We start from the raw sequence: 26099 nt of genomic DNA on the forward strand, positions 1-26099 counted from the left end.
CGCCCGCGTCAGGCGTCCTTTGAACTTGGTGTGCATCTGCATGGTTCAGCCATTCCCCGGGGCGAACGGAAATTCGAGCGACTCGTAGTACTCCAGCGAATGCGCGGGCGGCGCGTAGCCGGCCGGCAGCGGGCGCTGCGAGAAGGTCTGGAAGTAAGCGATGCTGGCGTCGCGCCACCACTGCGCTTCCTTCTCCTGGATCGCCAGGAAGGTCGCGACCTGTGCGTGGCGCTCCGGATCGATGCGGCCGGACAGGCCGTCCCAGGTCTTGCGCATGCCGCGCACCTGCTCGACGCCGTGCGTGTAGCGCACGACCAGCTCGTCCCACAGCGGGCGGCCGGACTTGGTCGTGTAGTCCCACGGCAGGTGGTGGAACCACAGCAGGAATTCCTCCGGCGTCTTCGCCGCATCGTCGAACTGCGCGGCCACCGGCTTGGCGTATTGCGACACGGCATCGCTGCCGCGCGTGGTGCGGTCGAAGCCGATGCCGTCCTTGGATGCGCGGTGGTAGTACACGCTGGTCCAGTCGGCGCGCGGGCCGCCCTGCACCCACGGGCCCGGGCCGTAGTGGTGGCTGCGACCCATCAGGTGGTGCAGGCCCAGCGGCGTCATGTAGTCCACCACCGCTTCGCGCGAGCCCATCATCATCGCGACGATGGGCTGCACGACATCGGTGTCATTGGAGAACGTCATGCGCGTCCATTCCTCGGCGATGTCGCGCGAGGACGCCTGCGGATTCCATGCGAGCCGGCCGAACACGTACCAGTTGGCCTGGTCGAAGTGCGAGCCGCTCCAGTTGCGGTCGCTGCCGATGTTGGCCACGCCGGCCATGCCGGTGAGTTTGTAGCCGTGCAGCGAGCCGTCGACGACCTCCGCCACGGTGGAGCCTTCGCCGCGCACGCGCGTATCGGCGCGCAGCGTCTCCTCGAACATCGGCCCCAGGTACGCCAGGTGCGTGGCGAAGCCCAGGTACTCCTTGGTGATCTGGAACTCCATCATCAGCGGCGTCTTCGGCATCGCGCCGAACAGCGGATGGAACGGCTCGCGCGGCTGGAAGTCGATGGCGCCGTTCTTCACCTGCACCATCACGTTGTCGCGGAACTTGCCGTCGAGCGGGACGAACTCGTTGAACGCCTGCTTGGCGCGATCATCCGGCGTTTCGTGCGAATACACGAAGGCGCGCCAGATCACCTTGCCGCCGTGCGGCTTCACCGCGTCGGCCATCATGTTGGCGCCGTCGGCGTGCGTGCGGCCGTAATCCTGCGGACCGGGCTGGCCTTCGGAATTGGCCTTCACCAAGAAGCCGCCGAAATCCGGGATGGCCTTGTAGATCTCGTCGGCCTTCGCCTTCCACCACGCGCGGACCTTCGGATCGAGCGGATCGGCGGTGTCGAGCCCGCCGATCTCCTTCGGCGCGCTGAAGCGCGCGCTCAGGAACACGCGGATGCCGTAGGGACGGAACACGTTCGCCAGCGCGGCCGCCTTCTCGATGTACATCGGCGTGAGCTGCTGCGCGCTCGCGTTGACGTTGTTGAGTACGGTGGCGTTGATGCCGATGGACGCGTTGGCGCGTGCGTAGTCGGTGTAGCGCGGGTCGACGTAGTCGGGGAGCTTGTGCCAGTCCCAGATGGATTCACCCGCATAACCGCGTTCGACGTGGCGGTTGAGGTTGTCCCAGTGATTGAGCATGCGCAGCTGCGTGCGCGGGACTTCGCGGATGTCGAGCGCGTCCAGCGGCTGGCGCGTCTGCAGCAGGCGCAGGAAGTCGAAGGCGCCGTGCATCGCGCCGGCATCGTCGTTGGCGGCGATGACGGTGGCCTTGCGGCCGTCGATCTCCACGCTGCGGATGCGATAGCCCTCGCGGCCCAGGTCCTTCGTGGCCAGGCGCGAGCGGGCGATGGCCTTCGACGAAGAAGGGGTGCCGACGATCAGCGCGCCATCGGCGTCGACCGCTTCGGCGGTGGCCGGTGCCGTGCCGAGCAGGCCGCCGAGACCGCGCAGGAGTTCATCGCGCGTGGCCTGCTGCGCGGGCGTGGCGGCCGGGGCGACGAGCTGCGCGATGCGGGCGCGATAGGCGGCGGCCTCGCCTTCGGGGATCGGGCGGTAGCGCAGCCACAGGTCGTAACCGTCCTCGGCCAGGGCGGGACGCGGGAGTAGCAGGGTCGCGAGGAGGAACAGCGCGAGGGCAATGATCCCCAGATAGCCGTAGCCCTTGCCGTCATTCCCGCGTAGGCGGGAGACCAACTGTCCGAACCCACTCCGGCCTCCGGAAAGCATGTTGCGGCTGACGCGGGGATGACGGCCAGAGGTACGGGGATGACAGCAAAGGTCACGGGAATCGCCGCTCGGGAAGCCGTGTACGCTGTCGCCGGGCGCGAGGGATGCCCGTACCATGTGCAAAGCTCTCATGCGCAGTCCTGGTTGAACTTGGAAATGGGGGTCCGTCGCTGCGACGGGCTCCACCCGATGCGGCACCCGCGGCCGCCGGCCGACAGAAGGAACGAACGTTGGAGAAGCCGAAGAAGTCGCTGCGCCGCAAGGGCGATGCCGTCACCATCGACGAGGTCGCCGCGCTGGCGAGCGTTTCGCCGATGACGGTCTCGCGCGTGGTCAACGGTCAGGGCAAGGTGCGCGACAGCACGCGCGAACGCGTGATGCGCGCGGTCAAGGAACTGGGCTATACGCCCAACCTCGCCGCCAGTTCGCTCGCCGCCGCGCAGCACACGCGCATCGCGCTGATCTACACCAACCCCAGCTCGGCCTACCTGCGCGAGCTCCTGGTCGGCGCACTGCGCGGCGCGGCGCGCACCGCGGCGCAGCTGATGATCGACAGCTGGGACACCTACAACGCCGAAGCCCAGCGCAACGCCGCGCGCGAACTGGGCAAGAGCGTGGCGGGCGCGATCCTGCCGCCGCCGCTGTGCGAATCCAAGGCGGTGGTGTCGGAGCTGGTGGCGGCAGGCATTCCGGTGGTGGCGATCGCCTCGGGACGTTTCAGCCAGGAAATCTCCTGCGTGCGCATCGACGACTTCCGCGCCAGCCAGGAAATCACCGCGCACCTGATCTCGCTGGGCCACACGCGCATCGGTTACATCAAGGGCCATCCGAACCAGACCGCCAGCGCGCGGCGCTACGAGGGTTTCCAGGCCGCGCACGCGCAGGCCGGGCTCGAAGCCGACAACGCACTGGTGCAGCAGGGTTACTTCACCTACCGCTCGGGCCTGGAAGCCGCGGAAAAGCTGCTCTCGCACAAGAAGCCGCCCACGGCGATCTTCGCCAGCAACGACGACATGGCCGCCGCCGTGGTGTCCGTCGCGCACCGGCGAGGACTGGACGTGCCGCGCGATCTGTCGGTGGTGGGCTTCGACGATACGTCGGCCGCGACCACGGTGTGGCCGGAACTCACCACCATCCACCAGCCCATCGCGTCGATGGCCGACTCGGCCATCGACATCCTGCTGCGCAGCATCCGCCGCAAGGACAAGAGCACGCGCGTGGTGGTGGACCACGTCATCGCGCACCAGCTGGTGACGCGCGACTCGGTGGCGCCGCCCGCGCCGCCGAAGGGCACGCGCGAGACCTGATTGCGGGAAGAAAGGCCGCGCCCGAGTCTGGTTTGGCAAACCCGGGCGCGGCACGTCGTCAGCCTTCCATCTGCTCCAGTTCCTTGCCCTTGGTCTCGTAGACGTACTTCAGGACAAAGAACACCGACACGATCGCGGCGACGGTATAGATGCCGTACGCGCCGGCCAGGCCGATGCCGGCCAGCAGGATCGGGAAGGTCACGGTGATGGCGAAGTTGCTGGTCCACTGCGCGGCGCCGGCGACGGCCAGGCCCGAACCGCGGATCTGGTTGGGGAACATCTCGCCCAGCATGACCCACATCACCGGGCCCCACGAGGCGTTGAAGAAGATCACGTAGACGTTGGCGGCGATCAGCGCCAGCGTGCCCATGCCATCGGACAGGACCAGCTTGCCGGCAGCGTCGAGCGACGCGGTGGCGAAGGCGAAGGTCATCAGCGCCAGCGACACGGCCATGCCGATCGAGCCGATCCACAGCAGCGGCTTGCGACCGATCTTGTCGATCAGCAGCACCGTCACCAGGCAGGCGCCGATGCTCAGCGCACCTGACAGCACGTTGATCAGCAGCGCGTCGCTTTCGGAGAAGCCCACCGCCTGCCACAGCACCGCGCCGTAGTAGAAGACGACGTTGATGCCGACCAGTTGCTGGAACGTCGCCAAGCCGATGCCGATCCACACGATCGGGCGGATCTTGCCGGTGGCCTTGTTGACCAGGTCCGACAGCTGCGGACGGTGGTGGTCGGCCGACAGCGAGGCGTCGATCTCGGTCAGCTTGTTCTGCGCCTCGGTGGCGCCGTACAGGCGCGTGAGCACCGCCAGCGCATCGTCCTTGCGCTTCTTCACCACGAGGTAGCGCGGGCTTTCCGGGATGATCAGCAGCAGCACCAGGAACAGCGCCGAGGGAATGGACATCATCCAGAACATCCAGCGCCAGGCCTCATGGCCCATCCACAGCGGCTGCGTGGAGGCGCCGGCCGTCTTGGCCAGCAGGTAGTTGCTGAGGAAGGCGCTGAACAGGCCGCCGATGATGGCGATCTGCTGCACCGTCGCCAGCCGCCCGCGATAGCGCGCGGAGGCCACTTCGGCGATGTAGGCCGGCGACATCACGCTCGCCGCGCCGACGGCGAAGCCGCCGATGACGCGGGCGATGACGAACATCGTGGAGCTGCTCGCCGCGCCCGAGCCGAGCGCGGAAATCAGGAACAGCACGGCCGAGATGATCAGCACCGAGCGCCGGCCCCAGCGGTCGGCCAGGCGTCCGGCGAAGAACGCGCCGATCGCACAGCCCAGCAGCATGGAAGCGACCTCGAAGCCCAGGCCGGCCTTGGTCGACTGGAACGCCTGCTGCAGGCCGTCGACCGTGCCGTTGATGACGCCACTGTCGAAGCCGAACAGGAAGCCGCCGATGGTGGCGACGCAACTGACCAGGATGATGAAACGGGTGTTTTCCGCGCTCTTCGCGGACGTGGCACTTTCGAGCATGGCGCTATTCATTCGCTTGCACTCGTCGTTGTGACCGGACCCCTCCGCCGCACATGGCGGCGCCCCTACCACGCGCCTTCCCGCTCCGGCGGCGGGAAGGCACCCGTCACATCATGCTGCTTTCTGCTACCTCAGCGCAGCAGGTAGTGGTTCAGCAGGTTCTCGTAGCGCTCCTGCTTGCCGCTGATCTGCTTGGGCTCGCCGTTCTTGACGGCCAGGGCGTGCAGGTCGGCCAGGCCGAGCTTGCCCTTGGCGAAGTCGCTGCCGGCGCCGTTGTCGAAGCTGGCGTAACGCTCCTTGCGCCACGTCTCCCACGGGGAGTCGTTGAGCAGGCCGTAGGCCACTTCCAGGCCGCGCGCGAACGCGTCCATGCCGCCGATGTGGGCGATGAACAGGTCTTCCATGTCGGTCGACTCGCGGCGCGCCTTGGCATCGAAGTTCAGGCCGCCCACCAGGCCGCCCTGGCGCAGCACGACCATCATCGCGCCGACGGTGTCGTACAGGTCGGTCGGGAACTGGTCGGTGTCCCAGCCGTTCTGCGCGTTGCCGCGGTTGGCGTCGATGGAGCCGAGCAGGCCGTGGTCGGAGGCGACCTGCAGGTCGTGCTCGAAGGTGTGGCCCGACAGCGTGGCGTGGTTGGCTTCGATGTTGAGCTTGAAGTCCTTTTCCAGGCCATGCTGGGCGAGGAAGCCGGCGACGGTGGCGCTGTCGAAATCGTACTGGTGCTTCATCGGCTCCATCGGCTTGGGCTCGATGAAGAAGTAGCCCTTGAAGCCGATGCTGCGGCCGTAGTCGCGCGCCATCGTCAGGAAGCGGCCGAAGTGGTCCAGCTCGCGCTTCATGTCGGTGTTGACCAGCGAGGCGTAGCCTTCGCGGCCGCCCCAGAACACGTAGTGCTCGCCGCCCAGTTCGACGGTCGCGTCGATCGCGGCCTTCACCTGCACCGCGGCGCGCGCGACGACGTTGAAGTCCGGGTTGGTCGAGGCACCGTTCATGTAGCGCGGGTGCGAGAACAGGTTCGCCGTGCCCCACAGCAGCTTGACGCCGGTAGCCTTCTGGCGCTCCTTGGCCATCGCGACCATGTGCTTGAGGTTGGCTTCGTACTCGCCGATGTCCTCGGCGTCCGGCGCCAGGTCGACGTCATGGAAGCAGTAGTACGGCACGCCGAGCTTGGTGATGAACTCGAACGCCGCGTCGACCTTGTTCTCCGCCGTCTGCATCGGCGTCGCGCCTTCCCACGGGAACTTGCGCGTGCCCGGGCCGAACGGATCGTGGCCGGCGTTGGTGAAGGTGTGCCAGTAGCAGACGGCGAACTTCAGGTGTTCGGCCATCGTCTTGCCGCCGATCTTCTTGTTCGCGTCGTAGATCTTGAAGGCCAGCGGGTTGTCGGAATCGCGTCCCTCGAACGGGATGCGGCCAATGCCGGGGAAGTATTCCTTGGCGCCGATGAAGTGAGTGCTCATGTTCGTGGGAATCGCTTTGGTCGGTGGATGGGCGTGCTGCGTCGGTGACGTCAGCCGAACGTATCAACGTGTCGCGGTGGCGTGCGGTGCGTACAGCGAACGCGCGGAATCTAGGTGCTTGAGGAACTGGGCGTATTGCGCCGCATACGCGGCGACGGCCTCGGGGTTGGGACGCGCGGCGGTGGTTTCGTCCACGCGGACGTGATCGCGCGCGATGTCGGCGATCGCCGTGTCGCGACCCTGCGCGCGCTCGAACGCCCACAGCGCCTGCAACGCGCCGCCGAAGGCCGCGCCTTCGGCCTGCTCCGGCACCTGCACGGGCAGATCGAACACGTCGGCGACCATCTGCCGCCACGTCGCGCTGTGGCTGCCGCCACCGGTGAGGCGGATCGAATCGAACGTCATGCCCGCTGCACGCAGCGAATCGAAGCCGTTGCGCAGCGCGTAGGTCGCGCCCTCCATCGCGGCGCGATAGACGTTGCCGGGCGTGAGGTTGCCCATGTCCATGCCGTGCAGACTGGCGCGCGCGTTGGGCATGTCCGGCGTGCGCTCACCGTTGAAGAACGGCAGCATCACCAGGCCGTCCGCACCGGGCACGGTGCCGGCGAGGACGGACTCGCCATCGCGGCTGCTGAAGCCGAACAGCTTGGCGACGTTCTCGGTGGCGACGGTGCAGTTCATGGTGCAGATCAGCGGCAGCCAGCCGCCGGTCGAGGAACAGAACGCGGCCCAGCCGGCGGCCTCGTCAACCACCGGCCGGTCCGCGCAGGCGAACAAGGTGCCCGACGTGCCCAGGCTCATCGTCAGCACGCCCGGTGCGACGTTGCCGGTGCCGATAGCGGCCATCATGTTGTCGCCGCCGCCCGCGGACACGCGCACGTCGCCTCGCAGGCCCAGTTCGGTGGCGATGGACGGTGCGAGCGCGAAGCTGGCATCCGCTTCGACCAGCGGCGGCAGGAAATCGGCGAGGTTCGTGTCGGCGTCGGTGGCGGCGAGCATGTCGCGCGACCAGGTGCGCGTGCGCACGTCGAGCCAGCCGGTGCCGGAGGCGTCGCCGTATTCCATCCAGCGCTGGCCGGTGAGCCAGAAGTTCACGTAGTCGTGCGGCAGCAGGATCGTGGCGAGCTTCGCGTAGACCTGCGGCCGGTGCTTGCGCGTCCACGGCAGCTTGGAGGCGGTGTAGCCGGCGAGAATCGGATTGCCCGCCAGTTCGACGCAGTGCTGCGCTCCACCGGCGGCCGACATGATCTCGTCGCACTCGCCGCTGGTGCTGGTGTCGCACCACAGCTTGGCCGGCGCGAGCACGTTGCCGTCGGCATCCAGCGGCACGAAGCCATGCTGCTGCCCGGACACGCCAATCGCGACGACCGCCTCGCGCTGCGCCGGCTCGAGCCGGGCGAAGCAGGCGCGGATGGCGTCGATCCACCACTGCGCTTCCTGCTCGCGGCTGCCGTCGTTGCCGGCGATCAGTTCGAGGGGCTGGCCGTGCGTGGCGACAATGCGCCGGGTCTGCGGGTCATAGGCGACCAGCTTGACGCTCTGGGTGCCCACGTCGAGGCCGACAAACAGGGGTGCCGCCGGAGTTGCTGCTGCGCTCATGCGCGTCGGGCTCCAGAAAAGTTAGCGCTACCATTCTTGCGGCAGGAGAAATCCGCACTGGAAACATCGACCAGCAGTGACATGGGTGGAAATCGGGATCCCGTAGGTGCGTAGCACTCTACCAGCGATGCGAAAAAAGCCTTGCTGCAGTGCAGAATTCCTTTTCCGACAAGCACTTGCAGGTGGTGCGCCGCAGCGATTCAGGTTCGTCCGGCCAAGCAGACCCGCGCCGCTGTGATGGCGGGCACGATCCCCGCGGCGCGTCCCGGACCACTGCGCATACCGCTAGCGCTACCAACCGCTCATAGATTGCGGAAGACCGAGGCCAGCCAGAGCAGCACGAAGGCCAGCGCTACCAGCCAGAACGCCAGCGGCGCCAGGATCGGCACATAGCCCAGGCGTGCGGCGATGCCGGCGCCACCGGCCAGGGTGGAGATGAAGAACATCGAGATGCTGGGAGGTGTCAGGCCCATCGTGTGTCGCTCCTGAGGAATGGTCGGCGGCTCAGCGTTCGGGCAGGACGTCGCGCGGATCGACCAGGTCGCCGTCGTGGCGAAGTTCGAAATGCACCATGTCGCGCTTGGCGCCGACACGGCCCATCTCCGCGATCACCGCGCCGGCCGCCACGCGCTGCCCTTCCGCGACCAGCTGCCTGCGGCTGTGTGCGTAACTCGAAACCCAGCCGTCGTCGTGCTTGATCACGATCAGCTGTTCGTAACCGGGCGAACCTTCGCCGACATAGAGCACCTGTCCGCCGGCCGCCGCGCGCACGGGAGTGCCCGCCGCGCCGGCGATGTCGAGCGCGCGCACGATGGCGTCGTGGCTGGCCGGCATGTTCAACAGCGTGCCGTTGGCAGGCCATTGCCACTTCAATTCGTCGGACGCGGGAGTTGGCTGCGTCACGGTGGCCGGCTTGGCGGCCTTTGCTGCCTCGGCTTTTGCGGCCGCAGCCTTGGCTTGTGCTGCTTTCGTCGCGGCTGCTTTGACTTCGGCGGCCTTCGCGTCTGCGGCTTCCTTCGCAGCGGCCTTCGCGTCAGCGGCCTTCTTCGCTGCGACCTTGGCTTCTGCGGCCTTCGCTGCGGCGGCTTTTGCTTCTGCCGCCTTGACGGCCGCCGCCTTGGATTCGGCCGCCTTGGTTGCCGCCGTGTCGTTCGCCGCCGAATGCCGCGACACACTCGTATCGGGAAGCGGTTCGGTCCGCACGCTTGGCTGTGTCGCTTGCGTTGACGGCAACTGCACGGGCGCAGGCACCGCGGGCGTCGCGCCCGTCGTCGGCAGATGCAGGCGTTGCCCCGGGTGGATGAGGAACGGTTCCTGGATGGCGTTGGCTTCCGCCAGATCACGCACGTTGACGCCATGGCGCCGCGCGATGCCGTACAGCGAATCGCCCATCTGCACCACGACACCGTCGCCCTCCGCGGCCGCAGCGGCTGCAGTCGGCGCAGCGGGATACACCTTCACCAGCGTGCACGCGCACAGGCACAGACAACTAATGGCGATGAGGAAATGGCGCACGGCGGCCTGCCTTCGTATGTCCGTGCGAATCGCGACCGCGTCGCGCCGTGGACGGGCCGCGAGGATAGGGAGACCCCATGCGCGATGGTATGTGCATCTTTCTTGTTGCCTGCGCGCGCAATGCACTCACCGCCCGGTAACGCGGGACTGCCGACGATCGCTGTGGCCCCGGCCCGACGCGCGCGTACACAACCTTACAAATCCGCCCTGGCCCGACACACCGGCGATACGCCTGGCCGTTGCAATGGACCACCCCAACCCCTGGAGGTCCCCATGACCACCTCACGACTCCTCACCGCCGCGCTGCTTGCCTCGCTCGGCGCGTTCGCCCTGCCCTTCGCGTCGCATGCGCAGGGCGCCGGCATCACCCGCACCGATCTGCAGCGCCACGACCTGTCCGTACCGGGTCGCGAAGCGGTCCAGGTACTGGTGGGCTTCGCGCCCGGCGTCGTCGCGGCCAACCATCACCATCCCGGCGAGGAGATCGTGTACGTCGTCGAGGGTGAACTCGAATACCGCCTGGAAGGCAGGCCGCCCGCGGTCGTGAAGGCCGGCGAAGTCCTGTTCATTCCCTACGGCGTGAACCACGAAGTTCGCAACGTCGGCAAGGGCAAGGGCGCGGAGCTGGCGACCTACATCGTCGAGAAGGGAAAGCCGCTGGTCGTGCCGGCCGCATCGCCGAAGGCCGCTGTCGGCGCGAACCCCGCAGCGGGCCCCGTGGAGGGCAAGACGCGCCATGTCGAACTGACGTTCGCCGACGACGCGCCGCTCAAGCCCGGCATGTTCGATTCGCCGACGGCGTGGGAAGACGAGCCGTGAGCGAGCCGATCGTGTAGCCCGCCTGCGCCCGCGCAAGCGGCGCTTGCGGGCCACGGGACCTGCCCAATGCGCAGTGCCGTGGCCGGCCTGTGGTGACAAAGCCCGTTCTCAGGGACGAGCCGGCCGGAACCGCGGCGAGGCCAACATGGACGGACCCCGAACATGGCCACCCCAGACAAGCGAAAGCACGACTCCCTCCGCCATGACGTGCCGATGCGCCCATGGACGGTACTGGCGCAGGACCCGGGCCTGATCAACCGGGAAGGCGGCCTGGTGACCACCCAGGTCATGGTGCCCGCCGAACGACTTGAACGCGGGCCCAAGGGCCACCGCGTGCACGTCATCGACTACGACGCCTCTGCCGATCTGTTCTACCGCTCGCGCGACATCGAGGTCGACACCGACCACTACGAGAACGTGCACGATGCCAATGCATTGCTCGGCGACTGCTACTTCCACCAGCAGAACGTGTACGCCATCGCGATGGCGACGCTGCACCGGTTCGAATGCGCGCTCGGGCGGCCGGTCCAATGGGGTTTCCGCGACGGCCAGCAACTCAAGATCGCACCGCATGCCTACGCCGACGCCAACGCCAACTACTCGCGCGAGTCCGAAAGCCTGAGCTTCGGCTACTTTCCCGACGACAACGGCACGCTCGTGTACACCTGCCTCTCGCACGACATCATCGTGCACGAGACCACGCATGCGCTGCTCGACGGCCTGCGTCCCTTCTACATGAAGCCGTCCTCCACCGACCAGGCCGGCTTCCACGAAGGCTTCGCCGACATCGTCGCGCTGCTGTCGGTGTTCGGTGCGAAGGAAGTGGTCGAAGAGGCGTTGCGCCCGCTGATCGAAGACGACGGGCGCATCCGCATGGAGAACCTCGCGCCGGACAAGATGGCCGACAATACCTTGATGACGCTGGCCAATCAGATGGGACAGGCGCTGCGTGGCGTCCCCACCGCGGCGCTGCGCGCGTCGCTGAAGATCCAGCCCGACGAGTCGCTCTATGCCAGCGAACGCTACGCCGAAGAGCACGACCGCGGCGAACTGCTCGTGGCCGTCATCATGCGCGCCTTCATGGCGACCTGGTACGCGCGCCTGCTGTACTTCAACAACGAGGACAAGCTGGCCTACATCCGCCCCAAGCTCGTCATCGAGGAAGGCTGCACGGCGGCCGAGCAACTGCTGCGCGTGGTGATCCGGGCGATCGACTACCTACCGCCCGTCGACATGACCTTCCCCGACTACGTGAGCGCACTGCTCACCGCGGACATCCAGCTCAATCCCGACGACAGCAAGTACGGCTACCGCGAGATCCTGCTGAAGCTGTTCCGTGGATACGGCATCGAACCGGCCAGCCGCTCGCGCTCGGACGGCGCCTGGGAGCCGCCGCCGAACGCGAGCTCGCTGAACATGTCCGGCCTGCACCTGGAGCGATTGCAGCGCGAACCTACCGAAGCATTCCGCTTCGTGTGGGAGAACCGGGACGCGCTCGGGATCGACCGCGACGCATTCACGCGCGTCACCTCCGTGCAGCCGGTCGTGCGCGTGGGCAACGACTGGGCGATCCTGCGCGAAACCGTGGCCACCTACGTGCAGACGCTGCGCGTGCGCGCCGCCGAACTCAGCCGCCTGGACATCGATCGTCCGCCCGGCCTGGACGACGACAACTACGAGATCGTCCTGCACGGAGGCGGCACGTTGATCTTCGATGAGTTCGGCCGCCTCAAGTTTCACATCGGCACCGGCGTGCGCAGTTCAAAGCAATCCGCGCGCGTGCGCAGCCTCTGGGAGCGCGGCGAGCTCGACGGCCGGGCGAACGTCGGCGTGCGCATCGCGCGCATGCACCGCGACCGCGTGCTGCGCCGCCCGATCTCGCCCATGGGAGTGTGGTGACATGGCCAAGACCAAGACACAGGCCAAGCCCCGTTCGCTGACCCTGCGCAGCTACGACGTCGGCTTCGGCGACTGCTTCCTGCTGAGCTTCCACTACGCCAGCTTCGATCGCCACGTGCTGATCGACTTCGGCTCCACGCGGCTGCCCACCGGCAAGGCGGTGAAGGGCAACTACATGGAGTACATCGCGCGCTGCATCCATCGAGACTGCGGCGGGAAGCTGACGGCCGTGGTCGCCACGCACCGGCACAAGGACCACATCAGCGGATTCGCGATGAAGGACGGCAAGGGCTCGGGCGCGATCATCGCAGCCCTTCAACCCGATGTCGTACTTCAACCCTGGACCGAGGACCCCAACGCGCCCCGCAATGCGAAAGTGCCCAGCAAAACCCTGCCGGGCAAGAAGGTGCCCGTCGCCACGCTGATGGCCATGCACCTGGACGCCCTGGAAGACATGAACCGCTACGCCGGGTTCGTCCTGGACGCCAGCAAGAAACTCACCGCTCCCGGCCTGAAGTCGCTGCGCGATCAGCTGGAGTTCCTCGGCGACGACAACGAGCTGGCCAATCGCAGCGCGATCACCAACCTGATGACGATGGGCAGCTCGCCTGCGCGCTACCTGTATTTCGGTGCGAAGTCCGGGTTGGAAACGCTGCTGCCGGGCGTGACCACCTACGTGCTCGGACCGCCGACGCTGAAGCAGACGGACACCATCACCAAGCAGCGCTCCACCGACGAGGACGAGTTCTGGCTCGCGCGCGCGGACTTCTGGAAGAAGCGGGCGGCCGTCGCGGCCAGGCCCGGCGTTGCCTTCGAGCCCCTGTTCCGCAACCAGCAGGAGCACCGCATTCCGCTCGACGCACGCTGGTACCGGAACCGTGCGCAGCATGAACAGGCCGAGACGATGCTCTCCATCGTGCGATCGCTCGACGCGCAGATGAACAACACCAGCCTGATCCTGCTGTTCGAAGTGGGCGGCAAGTTGCTGCTCTTCCCGGGCGACGCGCAGTACGAGAACTGGATGTACGCGCTGGACCAGGAGGGCGTGGCCGAGAAGTTGCGGCAGGTGGATTTCTACAAGGTCGGCCACCACGGCAGCCGCAATGCCACGCCCAAGCGCCTGTGGGACGGCTTCGAGAAGCGCTACCCACCGCCGCCGGCCGACGATGACGGCGAACATGCTCCCCACGCGCACGGCGAAGGGTTCGTCACCCTGCTGTCCACCAAGGACCACGTGCACGGCCGCGCGAGCGCCGACACCGAAGTGCCCCGGCAGACGCTGGTGGACGCGCTGGAAACGCAGTCGACGCTGGTGGACACCCGCACCACGAAGGACAACGAGATAGGCCAGTGCTGCACCCTCGACCTCTCCTGATGCACCGTGGAGCCCGACCCGTATGAAACGCATCGTGATCTGCGCCGACGGCACCTGGAACATCCGCGACCAGGTGGACGAGAAGGTCGGCAAGCGTCGTCCGACCAACGTGACCAAGCTGGCGCGCGCCGTGCTCGCGCGCGCGGACGGGATCGATCAGGTGGTGATCTACCACGACGGTATCGGCACCGATCCGGGCATGGACAAGTTCACCGGCGGCGCGTTCGGCCGCGGCATCGAGGAGAACGTGCGCGCGTTGTACCGCTCGATCACCTACAACTACGCGCCGGGCGACGAGCTCTATCTGTTCGGCTTCAGCCGCGGCGCGTTCACCGTGCGCACGCTCGCCGGTTTCATGAACCTGGCCGGCCTGCTGGAAAAGGACGACGACTACTACGTGCCCGATCTCTACGCCTGCTACGAGAAGGGCCAGGGCCCGGGCTCGGCGATGTGGACGCAAGCCAACCGCAACATCAGCGGCACCCTGCCCTGCCCGCAGATCCGCATGCTCGGCGTGTGGGACACGGTGGGCGCGCTCGGCGCACCGGGTTTGATGGGCCAGCTGTTCAACAAGGACAAGTACCAGTACCACCGCATCGAACTCAACCCGCGCATCCAGCATGCCTACCAGGCGCTGGCGATCGACGAACGCCGCAAGCCCTTCGCGCCCGATGTCTGGAAACGCCCCCCCGGCTGGACGGGCGTGCTGGAGCAGGCGTGGTTCCCCGGCGTGCACTGCAACGTCGGCGGCGGCTATACGCCCGATGGCCTGGCCAACGGTGCATTGCGCTGGATGGTGGATCGCGCGAAGGCGTTGGGACTGGGCGTGGACGAGGAGTACCTGCGGCACTTCGAGGAGCACTACGACTCCTACCTCGCCGACTCGATGACCGCGATGTACAAGATGATGGGCAGCTTCGTCCGTCCGGTGTGCAAGACAGACCCGGGATCGGAATCCGTCCATCCCTCCACGCGCAAGCGCATGGCCGATCCGAAGTGCAAGTACAAGCCGCCGAATGTGCCGTGAGGGCCGCTTTCTAGCCGATCCACCTGCGGATCTGGTCGATCTTCTCCGCTGTCAGTCGTAACGCGCGGTTATGGGGATTAGCACCGAGGAGGTGAATCCCCACTGCCATCGCCACCCCATTGATCATCGAGAAGACCGGGCTGCCGCTCTGTCCGCCTCCCGTATCGATCGTGTGATGGACCAGAACGGGGTCCAGTCCCTGGATAGAGCCGGACGCCGCATACAGGCCTGCGCCGCGACTGACGGGGTAACCGGCAAGGGCGAAGGTGTTCTCTGCCTCGCTTGACGTCAGGCTGCGCGTACCAAAATGGCCAAGCGAAGTCCCCGGATCCGACGTCAACTGGATACAGGCAACGTCCGATCCGTCGTCTCCGCGGTCCTGCCAGGCGCGCGGCCAGGTGGCGCTCCCCGCCCGGTACGTGTTGCCGCCCGCGCCGGTAACCGACACCTCGCCGGGACCATGTCCAGGCCGACACACGCAATGGGCCGCGGTAAGCAACGTGCGCGGGCCCACCAGGAACGCCGTGCCGCCCTCCGTGTCGCCGCCCGGCCAACGGATCGAGAGTCGAAAGATGCAGCGGTATGGGTAAGCCCGCAATGCATCGACGGCCCAGCGATCGTCATGGCCAATGACAACGTACTTTCGCACGCTGCCATCTCGCGCGTGCGTAGACGCTGCACCGGCATTTCCCGCGGTATGGGCGGCGCGTCGTCGCCGGGTCAGCGCATCGCCCGCTTCCGCTTCCGCGAGCAGTGACCTCAAGGCTTCATCAGTGTCGTCCATGGCGCTCAATCTACGACCGTGACGTCGGGCGCCTCTGCCGGATTTTCGCTCCAACGCGCGAAGCTTTGATTCAGCTGCGTCTTGACCCGCGTTGTCTCGTGCCACAGGACTTGCCCGTTTGACATGTTGGACAGCACATAGTCCACCGTCGCGGACGCAAGGTAGGAGACCTTCGGCGACAGGAAGAACAGATTGGTTCGCTTGTAGATCGCGCCTCCTTGATCCAGCACGCGCACCGTCAGCAATCGCTTTGCGTCGGTCTGTGCCAGCAACTGCGCGGCTTCTGCGATGGCATTTGGCCGCCCGTCCTCGCCAGACGACAGCTGCCCCTTGAGCGCATCTACGCTGGCGACGATAGCCAGCCCTCGCGACTTCAGCGAACCGCCCATGCCTTGGCTGGCCTCATCGGAGAGTTGCGTGCGGATGCGCTCACCTGCCACGAGCAAGGCTGCATAGGTTTTCAGCAGCTCGCTCATCTCCGGTGCCGCCATCTCCGGCAGGCGCCCGCCCGGGCATTTCTTCACTAGCGCGGAGCGGAGCGAATGCGACGGCAGGCTCACCGTGGCCCCCTTGAACTCGATGTCCGTCCGGAAGTACTTCATGAGGTCCAACGTCTGCGTCACCAGGGACTGCGCGACGGTGAAGCCGCTGATCAATCCTGATTCACGCGTGCCGTCACCGTCCTTACGGCCTGCCTTGGACCTCGCCTCGGACAGCCAGGCATCCGCTTCCCGCTGCAACTGATTCACCGTCTCGTTGATCGCCTTGGCGGCCAGCATCTTCCCGGCGAAGTTGCCCTCGCCGACGATCAGCGTCGGCAGATTCGCCGTGCAAGGCGGATCGTCCTTTGGAAGCAGCTTCGGCAAATTAGCCGACAGCGCCCAGTTCGCCAGGAACGCGGTCTGATCGAACGTCGTCGAGTCGCCATTCTTGACATTGGGCACGGCCACCACGGGAAACTCGGCCTGTTTGACCTCGATCAGCTTCTTCTCGAACGACTGTTGCTCTTCGAGCAACGCGATCTGCTTCTTCCTCAGCGCGATCTGCTCGTCCAGCTCCTTGATGCGGGGATCCGGGGCATCCAGGGGAGAGGCACCGACATCGCCGGACACATCGTCCGCATCGGCGCCCGTGGAACCGCTCGAACCGACGGACCCTTGCGTCCCGGCCTGAGCCATCGCCGGCCCAGCGCATGCAAGCAGGACGACGAACGTCATGGACCTCAACATGTCCGACTCCTTGTGAAATCCGTTTTTGGCGTTCGATCGATGGGGCGCGCGGAGCTCAGTTCTGCTGGATGTCGTGCAACGCCTTCAGGATCGCCGGATGATTGTTTCCGGCATGGGCTTCCTTCAGCGCTTCAAACAAGCTGCGCTTGGCCAGCACCGTATGATCGGTGGTGCGCACGCGCGCCTGGATCACGTAGTCGCCGTAGGAGGTCAGCTCCTCGGAGAACAGCGTGGAGGGATCCGTGGCTTCCCGCCGTGGGTCGTAATAGCTGTCGTCCAGTTCGTAGACGACCCGGTAGGCGTCTTCCGGTGCTCCGTCGACTTGCAGCAGGATCTCGTAGTTTCCGGTGGACCGCCCACGGGGTTTGCCGTCTGCGTCGAGAACGAAGCTGGCCTTGATGACGGGTGTGCTCATGGCTGGTCTCCACTGTCCTGCGGCGGGCGGCGATGTCCTGGACGCTGATCATCGGGCGGTGGCGGGGCCCAGTAGTCGGAGAAGTCCTGGACCAGCGAGTCGCACAGTGCATCCGCTTCGCCGCGGTACTGCGCGAAGACCCCTTGCGTGAACACCCCCTCGGCGACATTCCGAGCCACGAGATCATCGAGCTTGAGCTTGACGTCGTTCAGCGCAGGCATCGGATCCGGACCTGACAGCGCGCTTCGCACCGAAAGCTCGATCTGTCCGCTCTGGCTTATGAAACTGGTGATCAGGCTGCACCGCTTCTCCAGGTTCTCGCGCCGCACGTACACCTTGACCATCAGCCAGATGACCAGTGCGATGACGCCGATGATCCCCAGCCTGCTTTCGAGCAGATAGCCCAATGGGGACTGTGTAGCAGGCTCGGCGGCCTTCGCTTCGCCCAAGAGAAACTTCAGGAGGGGGTTGGACAAGCCAATGCTGGCCAGCACGAGGAACAGCTCGCCTACGTACGCGTTCAAGCGATAGATCCGGTACGGCATCCAGCGATGGATGCATTGGCCTGCCGCAAGATATGGGCACATCTCCCTTCGCAATTTTCGTTCGACTGGATGTGGCATGGCCTCTTCCTCGCTGTCGATGAACAGGAAGCGCAGCAGATCGACGCAGGTCCGTATCTGGCGTTGTCAACGTCCCGCTTCGGCGCTGCAGGACAAGGCCAGCGTGTCCAGCCGGGCTGCCCGCGTGAAGAGTGATCTCGCGAGAGCGCGTCGAGACCTGTTCACGGAAGTGGTTCTGTACGAGTTCCAGACAGCATCGCTATCGCAAAAGCGATGCTTGCGTAAGCCGCGTGCGATTGCTGGTGCCACGTACCTGCCGGCAGCCCGACAAAAGAGACCGAATCCCGCTACACGGACAGCGTGCCTTGCCGGCGTTCCAGACTCACCTCCGAATTGCGAAGCCTGGCCGCGAGGCGGTGGTCACCGCGTTGAGCCCTGTGCCCACCCTTCCGGCTTCATGAAGGCAACCACTCCCCATTCCTGGGGACAGCTCCGCAGGAGTACATCGACATGCCGTCCAAGAAGCGCAGCACCGACGCCCCTCGCGAGACGGGGGAACAGTTGGCCAAGGTCGCGTTGGCCCGCAGGAAGAAGGCACTCAGGCGGCGCAAGGCCGCGATCGCCAAGATGCCCAAGACCAAGGCCGCCAAGTCGGCATCGCCTGCGGTGAAAGCCGGCCAGAGCGCCGGCATCCTCGTCGCGGAGGGCGACTCCTGGTTCGACTATCCCTTCAACGACATCATCAAGAACTTGGAAGACGACCACGGCTTCGACGTCGAAACCGTCGCCCATGCGGGCGATCGCGTCGAGGACATGGCCTACTCGGGCGGCCAACTCGACGACTTCATCCGCCGCATCGAGAAGCTCAAGCGTCGGGGCGAGAAACCCCGAGCCATCCTGCTGTCCGGGGGCGGCAACGACATCACGGGCGAGATCGAGTTCGGCATGATCCTCAACCATGCGCTCTCTCCCATCAATGGCCTGAACCCGCTGGTGGTGGAGGGCATCATCGATCAACGCCTGCACGATGCCTTCTCGACGATCCTCGCTGCCGTGACCACGGTGTGCGAGGAACACTTCGGCGAGAAGATCCCGATCGTGGTCCACGGCTACGACTACGCGATACCCGATGGTCGGGGATTCGCCGGCGGATTCTGGCTCTTGCCGGGCCCCTGGCTTGAACCGGGATTCAACCAGAAGGGCTATCACAACATGGTCGTCCGCAGGCAACTCGTCGAGAAGCTCATCGACCGCTTCAACGAAATGCTGAAGCGGCTGACGGGCACTCCCGAGTTCCGCCACGTCAGCTTCGTCGACCTGCGCAGAACACTGAAGAGCGCCAACTACAAGACCGACTGGGCCAACGAACTCCATCCCACCGCCACTGGCTTCGCGGCCGTCACCGCGCGCATCGCTGCTGCGATTCCGTGAGTTTGGAACCTCTCACCCGGCCAATCCAGGCGACCATCCGACAGGACGTTGTGCAATGCCCATCAACTTCATCCCGAATGATCCACTCGCAAGCAAGTTCAACCGTCCGCAGTCGAGGCTGCAACTGAAGAATCGCAGTGCCGCACGCGCCGGGTTCGAGTTCGGCAACATCGGTAGACCAAAACTGTACGCGGTCAGCGACCTGCGCTTCCTGCAATGGCAGGTGCGGCAGGCCGCGCTTTCGGCGCTGGCAGCCTTCGAATCCATCGACGGGGCGCCATTGAAACGATGGGCATCCGGCAAGACACTGGGCATCCAGTATCTCGCCGGCCGCGACATCAACGCCTACTACAACGGTGAAGATCTGGTGTTCTGCCAGGCGCCCGATGGACCCGGCATACGTTTCACGGGCGCCAGCACCGACGTGGTGGCACATGAAGTGGGGCACGCCATCCTGGATGCACTGCGGCCGGATCTGTGGGCCATCGAGTACCTGGAGGTGGCCGCCTTCCACGAATCCTTCGGCGACTGCCTGGCCATACTCACCGCGCTGGCCGATCCTGAGATCCGCGCACACATCACAACCCACGGAGGACTGGGCGGTGTGAATCTCGTGGAAACCTGGGGAGAGCACCTCAGCTGGCTCGCCGGTGACGCTCCGCGCCAGGCCCGGAACTCAGAGAAGTGGTCTTTGCCCGACAAGAACGACGAGTACCACGACTACAGTCAGATCTTCACGGGCTGCTTCTACGATCTGATCCGCTCCCAGTTCGAGGCAGGCACGCGTAGTGCAGCGAATCTCTGGAAGGCGGCGCAAAGCGCAGGCAAGCTTCTGTTTGTTGCCGCGCGCGCGGCGCCGCCGACCCCGCGCTTCTACCAGGCGGTGGGGCGTGCGATGGCACTGCAGGCAGGACAGGGCACCGCGCTGAAGGCGGCGGTGGACGCCGCATTCGAACGGCACGGAATCACACTGGGCAGTTCGGCGATCACCGCCTCGAAGGCGAAGATCGCCGGTGCGATCAAGAAGGAGAAGTCCAGAAACTTCACGCTCACGCCCGCAGCGATGGCCGACCTGCGCAACCGCATGGGCGCCGATGATGCCGCGCCTTCTTACGTGCGCAAGGTGCGTTTCGGGCCGCACGAAATGGCCGAGGCCCGCTTCACGCGCACGGTCCCGCTGCACCTGCCAAATTTCCCGGCCAACAGCGCGACGAATATCCCCGAGTCGGTTCTGGTGCGCGCCGTCGGTGCAATGCCTGCCCGAGGCAGGGGCGCTTCCGTGGAGCTGATGAGCGCGTTGCCCGACGCGGTCGCCATCGACCAGGAGGTCAATGACTTCGTCGCCAGCCTGCGCAAACGCGGGCAGCTGCAACTCGCGCCCAACGCCACCGTCGCACATCCCAGGAGCTATGCAGCGCGGGGCGCGGTGGCCAGTGGCGGTGGTGGCATCCTTCAGGCGGAAATGCCGGACCCGGGCGTAACCCACCGCCTGATAAAGGGCCAGGGGGGACCGCTGCTCGAGCGGATCAGGTTCTCCTGCGCGTGCCATCGAACACCACGCAGGTAGCGTCTGCGCAGCGCATTATTTTTTCGGCGCGAGCGCCGAGAAGCGCCTGCGCACGAGCACCTCGCCGCCTTCATCGTCGCGCTTGCGCACATGCGTGACGCCCGGCTTCAGGTCTTCGTCGTCCTGGACCTGGCCTGACCGCTCCAGGGATTCACGGAAGGTCGCCACTTCGGCGGCCTGCCCGACGCCGGGCTTGCCACCACGTGCCTTCTTCTTCGGGGGGCGCGGTTGTTGTGTCATCGGAACCTCGAACACGTGCATCCACTATAGGCCACACCTGATCACGACGAAGACCAACAATGTGAACAGGACGGTGGCCGGATCACGCCGGCCCGATCGCAGCCTGCACCGCCGCCACGCTGACCGGCTTCTGCAGCACTTCGTCGAAGCCGCTGTCGCGCAGCGTGGCCATTTCCTCCGGCTGCACCGAGGCGGTGTAGGCGACGATGCGCAAGGCGTCGTGCCGGCGCTTGCGCAGTTCCCGGCAGACATCGCGGCCGTCCATGTCCGGGAGGCCGATGTCGAGCAGCACCGTGTCGACCGGCGCCCGATCGAAACTCGCCAGTGCGGACGCGCCGTCCTCGCACTCTTCGACCGTCCAGCCGCTGCGTTCGAGAATGGCGCGCGCAAGCTTCCGGTTGACCAGGTCGTCATCCACTACCAGTACGCGACGCATGGCGATGGCCTCATTGGGTGGGCGACGTGGGCGGCGCGGGCGGTCCGTCCCGCGGGATCCAGAAGGTGACGTCGGTGCCCTGCCCCTGCGTGGATGCGACCTCGATCCCGCCGCCGTGCAGCGCAAGCAGTTCTTTCGAGAACGCGAGCCCGAGGCCGGAGCCCGCCTGCAGCCGCGACTCCGCGTCGCGACCTTCGCTGAAGGGTTCGAACAGGTGCTGCTTGACCTCATCGCTCATGCCGATGCCGGTGTCGGACACGCGAACCATCACGCGTTCATCGGCCGTGAACAGTTCCATCGACACCTTCCCGGCCCGGGTGAACTTGATCGCGTTGTGCGCCAGGTTGTTCAGCACTTCGCGGATGCGCACACCGTCGCAGAGGACGGTCGCGGGGAAGTCGGGCGCGATCTGCAGGCGGTATTCCAGGCCTTTTCCTTCGGCCACGACCGAATGCGTCCTGGACACGCTGGTCGCGATGTCCTTGAGGTCCACCTCGCGCAGTTGCAGTTGCAGCGTGCCGTTCCGAAGCTTGGTCAGGTCCAGGATCATGTTGACCAGATCCAGCAGGTGGCTCGCGCTGTCGTGGATGTATTCGCCGTACTGGCGCGGCTCTTCCTCGTGCGCGGTGATCTTGATGAGTTCGGCGAAACCCAGGATGCCGTTGAGCGGCGTGCGCAGGTCGTGGGAAATCTTGGCCAGGAAGCTGGACTTGAGTTCGTTCGCCCTGCGTTCGCTCTCGGCCAGTTGCTGCAGGATGCGTCGCTGGCGCCGGGCGAGGATCGCGCCCATCACGGTCAGCAGGCCGACGCCAAGGGTGAACGCCGTCGTGCCGGCCAGGTAGAGCTGCCGGCGCCGTTCGAAACCGCGCAGCACCACGCCGCGCGAAATGCCCACGACGATGGTCGCGTCGTAAGCGCGCAGGTATCCGCCCGACCACAGGCGCGGCACAGCATCGAGGCGGGCGTTGGGTCGCGGCTGGATATCGCCGTTGCGCGTGCGGTAGATGGCCGGTCCCTCCGGCCACCGTGTTGCTGCAAGCGCCGCGCCGCCCAGTCGCACGGCACGCAGGCGTCCGTCCATCCCGAGGATGGCGGCCACATCATCGCGACCCAGCTCGATGCTGCCGAACTGACGCGCCATGGGCCCCACGTTCAAGCGCGGCAGGCTGGCCAGTACCTGCTCCGGCCGCACGAAGACGGCCACGTGTCCCGCCAAGGCACCGTCACGACGCAGAATGGGCCGACTGAAAGCGAGCAGATCGGGGCGGCCGCGTTCGGCGCGCAGTGCCGTGGACAACACAGGCCGGTCCACCGCCGGTCCGTCGTTTCGCTGCGGCATCGCCTTCGCCAGCCACTGCGGCGCATCGGGCCCCTTGCCCGCGATGATCCGGTTGGACGCATCCAGCACCGCCACCTGCACTTGGTGCGACTCGCGGAAGCCGGCCTGCGTCAGCATGCGGGCGATGTCGTCCTCGCGCATGCCGGCGACATAGGCCCTTCGAACCACGCGCACGATCTGATCGAGGTCGTCGAGGTTGTGCCGCGCCATTTCCGCGAAGGAGCGACTCAGGCCGTTGGCTTCGCGATAACCCTCCGCCAGCGCGGCGTTCCGGTCCTTCGAGATCTGGTCGAACGTGACGATCCACGCGAAGCAGATCATCAACGGGCTCACCAGCACCATCACCCACGCCGGCTGGATGCGGTTCGCCCAGCGACGCCATCCGGGTTCGCGAGGGGCCGGCGCGTCGACCATCCTATTGCCACTCCATGCGCCAGCCGACGATCGCGTCGAATTCACCGCCCAGGCTGCGGTGTTCGAAGCCGAAGGTGATCGCCTGCCGCGGCGACACCGGCCACACGCCGCGCACGTGCGCGATGACGTTGGACGGATCGGAACCGTAGCCGACGCCGCCGGTCAGCTGCAGGCGTTCGCGCTCGTAGGTGAAGTCGGCGACATAGGCCATGGTGTCGTCACCGAAGCGGGGCTGCGCGTAGTAGGCGATCAGCGTCGCGTAGGTCCGCTGCGACATCGGCACGCTCATGCCCAGATGCCAGAGGCGATTGTCCAGGCCTGACGGAAACTGGCGGCGCACGCCGGCGAATCCCTGCACCTGGCCGAACAACCGGTGGCCCACGTTGAGTTCGACGCGCTGGGTGTCCTGGATCACGTCATGGCGCCGGTACTCGACGGCGATCTCCCAGAAATACTGCGCGGGCACGCGATGGAGCCAACCCACGCGCAGGCTGTCCAGCGGCGTCACCGCGCGGTCGATCGGATCCTGCGTGAACACTTCGCGATCGTTGTTCTGGTATCTGGCATGGAACTCGTCGCGCGCGTTGGGCGCCATCGTCCATTGCGCTGCGACGCTGTTGGATGCGCCCTGCGGCACATCCTCGCGCCCCACGGCCAGGTCCAGGCGATGACGCCAGCCCAGCGCCAGCTCGGTGAGGCCCGCGCGCACTTCCGGATCGTCGGGCTCGGCGGCCTGCAAGAGCTGCAATCGCGCGCGCGCCTCGTCGTAGCGGTGCTGCTGCAGCATCGCCATCGCAAGACCGGTGCGTGCTTCGCGGTCGTTGGGATCCTTCGACAACAGCGCCTGGTAGATGCGCTCGGCCTCTTCGGGCCGGTACTGCTGGCGCGCCACGCGCGCGAGCCCGAGTTGCGCGGCACGCGACGTGGGGTCGATCTCCAGCGCGCGCAGGTAAAGCGGCTTGGCCTTGCCGGGCTGCTGCTGGAATTCGTAGGTCACCGCCAGCTCCAACATCGGCGACAGTTCGGAAGGCGCCTGTGCGTGGGCGCGCGAAAGCAGGTCCACCGCGTCGTTCAAACGCTTGTCGTCGCGGGCGAGCACGCCGGCAAGCAGATCGACGCGGTAGTCCGTGCTGGCCGCCGCGCGGCATGGGTCGAGCATGCCCTGGATGCGCGCGTCCTGCCGCGGTTGCTGCGCCATCAACTGCTGCGCAAGCTCGATCTCGCACGTCGAAGGCGGTGCGGCCAAGGCGGCGATCAGCGGCAGCAGCACGGGGCTCATCGCCCTACCCAATAGCGCAGCACGGCCAGTGCCAGCAGCAGTGCAAGGAGCACGAGTTCGGCGTACAGCAGGCGCCGCTCGCGCCGCATGTCGGCCTTGAGGGCCGTGGAGAATTCCGTCGCCGCCGTGTCGATGTCGTCGTTCATCCCAGCTGCCTCACCTTGCCGACCTTGACGGTCTTGTCCCACTGACGCTCCGCGCCGCGCCACTCGGCCACGTAGGCGGCGAAGGACACCGCGCACAGCACCGGGCCGTAGCCGACCACGGCGAGCAGGGGTCGCACGATCCAGGCCGGAGCGCCGGCGCGTTCGAGCCGGTACAGCCCCCACGCCGCCGCCATGCAGGCGCCGACCCAGGCGTACAGCAGCACCGCGACGACTGCCCGCCAGTCCCAGCGTCCGTCGAATCCCGGGAACGACGCCAGCAGCGATTGCATCTGCGCCGGAAAGATCGACCACACCATCAACCCCACCGACACCAGCCCCGGGAAGAACACGCCTTCCAGCCACGCGCGCCTGGCCGTCGGCGCATCGATCACGCACGAGAACAGCAGCACGAACAGGTAGACGAAGGCGTTGATCAGCCACAGCACGTGGAATGCGCGCCACGCCCAGCCCTGATGGACGAACAGCAACGTCAGGCCGCCCGCCATCGCGGCGAGCATCAGGATCGGCATCAGCAACGTCGAGAACCAGATCAGCCCGAACATCCATCCGCCGATGCCACGGTGGGAGAACGGCCGAAACCAGGCGTGTCGGAACGCCCACGTCAGTTGCAGGTTGCCGCGTGCCCAGCGCAGGCGTTGCTTCCACAGGCTGGCGAGCGCGTCGGGCTCCTCCGCCCACACGATTGCATTGGCGTCGAACAGCGCGCGCCGCCCGCGCAGTTCGGTGAGGAAGGTGCTGTAGGTGTCTTCCGCCAGGGTCGAGGTGTCGATGGCGCCGCCGATGGCGATGAGGTTTTCGCGCGTGTGCAGCTGCGCGCCGCCGGCCAGGCAGGCCATCACGCCCATGACGTTCTGCGCCCGGCGTGAGGCGGCCTGCGCGGTGATGTATTCGAAGGCGATGGAACGCGAGACGAAACCGCCGGGCGCGCTGCCTTCCTTGATGTACGCCGTGACCGCGCCGACCTGCGGGTCGTGGAGGTGGCGCACCATCTTCGACAGCGCATCGCGCGAGAACACCACGTCGGCATCGGTGATCAACACCGCCTGCATCCAGTCGTCGTCGAGCACATGCGCCAGGCCGTGATTGAGCGTGTGCGCCTTGCCCTGCCCGCCGTTCTCGCGGCGCAGGTGGAAGACCGTTCCCGGGTAGCGCAGCGCCGCGGCCTGGGCGACCTGCGGCGTATCGTCGGTGCTGGCGTCGTCGATGATGTACACGCGCAGGGCATGGCGCGGATAGTCCAGCGACATCATGTGTTCGACGGTGTTGTCGATCACCAGGCCTTCGTTCCAGGCCGGTATCAGCACCGCGACGCGGCAGGTCACCGGCGCGCAGAGCGGGTAGTGGTTGCGCACGCCGTGGACGCCGACGAGCAGGAACTGGAGCAGCGCTGCAAGTTGCGGCGTCGCGCCGAGGAACACCGCGACCACACACAGCCACACCAGGATGTCCAGCATGCGCTTTGGCCTCCGGAACG

General features: G+C 66.4%; 24 protein-coding genes. 8 read left to right on the plus strand and 16 right to left on the minus strand.

Annotated features, from left to right (window positions below; translation table 11 throughout):
* Positions 1-45 precede the first annotated feature (45 nt).
* The gene (locus JI752_RS06750) at positions 46-2199 is read right to left on the minus strand and encodes an alpha-glucuronidase family glycosyl hydrolase (RefSeq protein WP_254200449.1); all 2154 of its coding nucleotides are present in this window, start codon (positions 2197-2199) and stop codon (positions 46-48) included.
* Positions 2200-2507: 308 nt separating this feature from the next.
* On the opposite strand from JI752_RS06750, the gene JI752_RS06755 reads away from it, so the two are divergent.
* Entirely contained in the window at positions 2508-3584 is a 1077-nt protein-coding gene (locus JI752_RS06755; protein WP_254200210.1) for a LacI family DNA-binding transcriptional regulator, read from the plus strand.
* Between the two features lie 58 nt (positions 3585-3642).
* On the opposite strand, the gene JI752_RS06760 is transcribed toward JI752_RS06755, so the two are convergent.
* From JI752_RS06760 to JI752_RS06780, 5 genes are all read right to left on the minus strand, one after another.
* The gene (locus JI752_RS06760; protein WP_342316829.1) at positions 3643-5136 is read right to left on the minus strand and encodes a sugar porter family MFS transporter; all 1494 of its coding nucleotides are present in this window, start codon (positions 5134-5136) and stop codon (positions 3643-3645) included.
* Between the two features lie 59 nt (positions 5137-5195).
* Positions 5196-6527 (minus strand): xylose isomerase, encoded by a 1332-nt coding sequence (xylA, locus tag JI752_RS06765; RefSeq protein ID WP_216961045.1) that lies wholly within the window; start codon positions 6525-6527, stop codon positions 5196-5198.
* A 63-nt stretch (positions 6528-6590) separates the two neighbouring features.
* Positions 6591-8126 (minus strand): xylulokinase, encoded by a 1536-nt coding sequence (gene xylB / locus JI752_RS06770; RefSeq protein WP_216961048.1) that lies wholly within the window; start codon positions 8124-8126, stop codon positions 6591-6593.
* Positions 8127-8428: 302 nt separating this feature from the next.
* Positions 8429-8599 (minus strand): hypothetical protein, encoded by a 171-nt coding sequence (locus JI752_RS06775; RefSeq protein WP_216961050.1) that lies wholly within the window; start codon positions 8597-8599, stop codon positions 8429-8431.
* Positions 8600-8630: 31 nt separating this feature from the next.
* Positions 8631-9767, minus strand: a complete 1137-nt coding sequence (locus JI752_RS06780; protein ID WP_216961053.1) for a peptidoglycan DD-metalloendopeptidase family protein — start codon at positions 9765-9767, stop codon at positions 8631-8633.
* Positions 9768-9914: 147 nt separating this feature from the next.
* Here JI752_RS06780 and JI752_RS06785 point away from each other — a divergent pair, with 147 nt between their 5' ends.
* From JI752_RS06785 to JI752_RS06800, 4 genes are all read left to right on the plus strand, one after another.
* Positions 9915-10460, plus strand: coding sequence for a cupin domain-containing protein (locus JI752_RS06785; protein ID WP_216961056.1), 546 nt, complete (start codon positions 9915-9917; stop codon positions 10458-10460).
* Positions 10461-10622: 162 nt separating this feature from the next.
* Positions 10623-12359: a hypothetical protein gene (locus tag JI752_RS06790; RefSeq protein WP_216961059.1), complete on the plus strand. Its 1737-nt coding sequence runs from the start codon at positions 10623-10625 to the stop codon at positions 12357-12359.
* Between the two features lies 1 nt (position 12360).
* A complete protein-coding gene (locus JI752_RS06795; protein WP_216961062.1) occupies positions 12361-13734 on the plus strand; it encodes a hypothetical protein in 1374 nt (457 codons plus the stop codon).
* A gap of 22 nt (positions 13735-13756) precedes the next feature.
* Positions 13757-14761: a DUF2235 domain-containing protein gene (locus JI752_RS06800; protein WP_216961065.1), complete on the plus strand. Its 1005-nt coding sequence runs from the start codon at positions 13757-13759 to the stop codon at positions 14759-14761.
* Positions 14762-14771: 10 nt separating this feature from the next.
* Here JI752_RS06800 and JI752_RS06805 read toward each other — a convergent pair whose 3' ends face one another.
* The 4 genes from JI752_RS06805 to JI752_RS06820 all read right to left on the minus strand — a co-directional run bounded on the left by JI752_RS06805 (position 14772) and on the right by JI752_RS06820 (position 17713).
* A complete protein-coding gene (locus JI752_RS06805) occupies positions 14772-15545 on the minus strand; it encodes a trypsin-like peptidase domain-containing protein (RefSeq protein ID WP_216961068.1) in 774 nt (257 codons plus the stop codon).
* A 5-nt stretch (positions 15546-15550) separates the two neighbouring features.
* Complete coding sequence (locus JI752_RS06810) at positions 15551-16762, minus strand: hypothetical protein (RefSeq protein WP_216961071.1); 1212 nt, start codon at positions 16760-16762, stop codon at positions 15551-15553.
* A 67-nt stretch (positions 16763-16829) separates the two neighbouring features.
* Positions 16830-17189: a pYEATS domain-containing protein gene (locus tag JI752_RS06815; protein WP_216961074.1), complete on the minus strand. Its 360-nt coding sequence runs from the start codon at positions 17187-17189 to the stop codon at positions 16830-16832.
* Positions 17186-17713, minus strand: coding sequence for a hypothetical protein (locus JI752_RS06820; protein WP_216961079.1), 528 nt, complete (start codon positions 17711-17713; stop codon positions 17186-17188). The genes JI752_RS06815 and JI752_RS06820 overlap by 4 nt, the downstream gene beginning before the upstream one ends.
* Positions 17714-17740: 27 nt before the next feature.
* Here JI752_RS06820 and JI752_RS06825 point away from each other — a divergent pair, with 27 nt between their 5' ends.
* The 3 genes from JI752_RS06825 (at position 17741) to JI752_RS06835 (ending at position 20750) form a co-directional block, all read left to right on the plus strand.
* The gene (locus tag JI752_RS06825; protein WP_216961080.1) at positions 17741-17947 is read left to right on the plus strand and encodes a hypothetical protein; all 207 of its coding nucleotides are present in this window, start codon (positions 17741-17743) and stop codon (positions 17945-17947) included.
* Positions 17948-18262: 315 nt separating this feature from the next.
* A complete protein-coding gene (locus JI752_RS06830; protein WP_216961083.1) occupies positions 18263-19183 on the plus strand; it encodes an SGNH/GDSL hydrolase family protein in 921 nt (306 codons plus the stop codon).
* Between the two features lie 55 nt (positions 19184-19238).
* Complete coding sequence (locus JI752_RS06835) at positions 19239-20750, plus strand: hypothetical protein (protein WP_216961086.1); 1512 nt, start codon at positions 19239-19241, stop codon at positions 20748-20750.
* Between the two features lie 15 nt (positions 20751-20765).
* On the opposite strand, the gene JI752_RS06840 is transcribed toward JI752_RS06835, so the two are convergent.
* The 6 genes from JI752_RS06840 to JI752_RS06865 form a co-directional block, all read right to left on the minus strand.
* Positions 20766-20990 carry a hypothetical protein gene (locus JI752_RS06840; RefSeq protein WP_216961089.1) on the minus strand — a complete coding sequence of 75 codons (225 nt, stop codon included), beginning with the start codon at positions 20988-20990 and terminating at the stop codon, positions 20766-20768.
* An 82-nt stretch (positions 20991-21072) separates the two neighbouring features.
* Positions 21073-21426 carry a response regulator gene (locus JI752_RS06845; protein ID WP_216961093.1) on the minus strand — a complete coding sequence of 118 codons (354 nt, stop codon included), beginning with the start codon at positions 21424-21426 and terminating at the stop codon, positions 21073-21075.
* A gap of 10 nt (positions 21427-21436) precedes the next feature.
* Positions 21437-23179 carry an ATP-binding protein gene (locus JI752_RS06850; protein WP_216961096.1) on the minus strand — a complete coding sequence of 581 codons (1743 nt, stop codon included), beginning with the start codon at positions 23177-23179 and terminating at the stop codon, positions 21437-21439.
* A 1-nt stretch (position 23180) separates the two neighbouring features.
* A complete protein-coding gene (locus JI752_RS06855) occupies positions 23181-24458 on the minus strand; it encodes a tetratricopeptide repeat protein (protein ID WP_216961099.1) in 1278 nt (425 codons plus the stop codon).
* Positions 24455-24604: a hypothetical protein gene (locus tag JI752_RS06860; RefSeq protein ID WP_216961101.1), complete on the minus strand. Its 150-nt coding sequence runs from the start codon at positions 24602-24604 to the stop codon at positions 24455-24457. The genes JI752_RS06855 and JI752_RS06860 overlap by 4 nt, the downstream gene beginning before the upstream one ends.
* Positions 24601-26079 carry a glycosyltransferase family 2 protein gene (locus JI752_RS06865; protein ID WP_216961104.1) on the minus strand — a complete coding sequence of 493 codons (1479 nt, stop codon included), beginning with the start codon at positions 26077-26079 and terminating at the stop codon, positions 24601-24603. Before JI752_RS06865 ends, JI752_RS06860 begins: the two co-directional genes overlap by 4 nt.
* Positions 26080-26099: the final 20 nt, after the last annotated feature.

This window comes from Lysobacter sp. MMG2, assembly GCF_016735495.2.
Classification (GTDB): domain Bacteria; phylum Pseudomonadota; class Gammaproteobacteria; order Xanthomonadales; family Xanthomonadaceae; genus Lysobacter_J.

Excerpts from the sequence above, each read along its gene's own strand:
- xylA (WP_216961045.1), bottom strand. The coding sequence starts at position 6,527 with ATGAGCACTCACTTCATCGGCGCCAAGGAATACTTCCCCGGCATTGGC.
- xylB (WP_216961048.1), bottom strand. The coding sequence starts at position 8,126 with ATGAGCGCAGCAGCAACTCCGGCGGCACCCCTGTTTGTCGGCCTCGAC.
- JI752_RS06775 (WP_216961050.1), bottom strand. The coding sequence starts at position 8,599 with ATGGGCCTGACACCTCCCAGCATCTCGATGTTCTTCATCTCCACCCTG.
- JI752_RS06785 (WP_216961056.1), top strand. The coding sequence starts at position 9,915 with ATGACCACCTCACGACTCCTCACCGCCGCGCTGCTTGCCTCGCTCGGC.
- JI752_RS06790 (WP_216961059.1), top strand. The coding sequence starts at position 10,623 with ATGGCCACCCCAGACAAGCGAAAGCACGACTCCCTCCGCCATGACGTG.
- JI752_RS06795 (WP_216961062.1), top strand. The coding sequence starts at position 12,361 with ATGGCCAAGACCAAGACACAGGCCAAGCCCCGTTCGCTGACCCTGCGC.
- JI752_RS06800 (WP_216961065.1), top strand. The coding sequence starts at position 13,757 with ATGAAACGCATCGTGATCTGCGCCGACGGCACCTGGAACATCCGCGAC.
- JI752_RS06805 (WP_216961068.1), bottom strand. The coding sequence starts at position 15,545 with ATGGACGACACTGATGAAGCCTTGAGGTCACTGCTCGCGGAAGCGGAA.
- JI752_RS06810 (WP_216961071.1), bottom strand. The coding sequence starts at position 16,762 with ATGACGTTCGTCGTCCTGCTTGCATGCGCTGGGCCGGCGATGGCTCAG.
- JI752_RS06815 (WP_216961074.1), bottom strand. The coding sequence starts at position 17,189 with ATGAGCACACCCGTCATCAAGGCCAGCTTCGTTCTCGACGCAGACGGC.
- JI752_RS06825 (WP_216961080.1), top strand. The coding sequence starts at position 17,741 with ATGGATGCATTGGCCTGCCGCAAGATATGGGCACATCTCCCTTCGCAA.
- JI752_RS06830 (WP_216961083.1), top strand. The coding sequence starts at position 18,263 with ATGCCGTCCAAGAAGCGCAGCACCGACGCCCCTCGCGAGACGGGGGAA.
- JI752_RS06835 (WP_216961086.1), top strand. The coding sequence starts at position 19,239 with ATGCCCATCAACTTCATCCCGAATGATCCACTCGCAAGCAAGTTCAAC.
- JI752_RS06840 (WP_216961089.1), bottom strand. The coding sequence starts at position 20,990 with ATGACACAACAACCGCGCCCCCCGAAGAAGAAGGCACGTGGTGGCAAG.
- JI752_RS06845 (WP_216961093.1), bottom strand. The coding sequence starts at position 21,426 with ATGCGTCGCGTACTGGTAGTGGATGACGACCTGGTCAACCGGAAGCTT.
- JI752_RS06850 (WP_216961096.1), bottom strand. The coding sequence starts at position 23,179 with ATGGTCGACGCGCCGGCCCCTCGCGAACCCGGATGGCGTCGCTGGGCG.
- JI752_RS06855 (WP_216961099.1), bottom strand. The coding sequence starts at position 24,458 with ATGAGCCCCGTGCTGCTGCCGCTGATCGCCGCCTTGGCCGCACCGCCT.
- JI752_RS06860 (WP_216961101.1), bottom strand. The coding sequence starts at position 24,604 with ATGAACGACGACATCGACACGGCGGCGACGGAATTCTCCACGGCCCTC.
- JI752_RS06865 (WP_216961104.1), bottom strand. The coding sequence starts at position 26,079 with ATGCTGGACATCCTGGTGTGGCTGTGTGTGGTCGCGGTGTTCCTCGGC.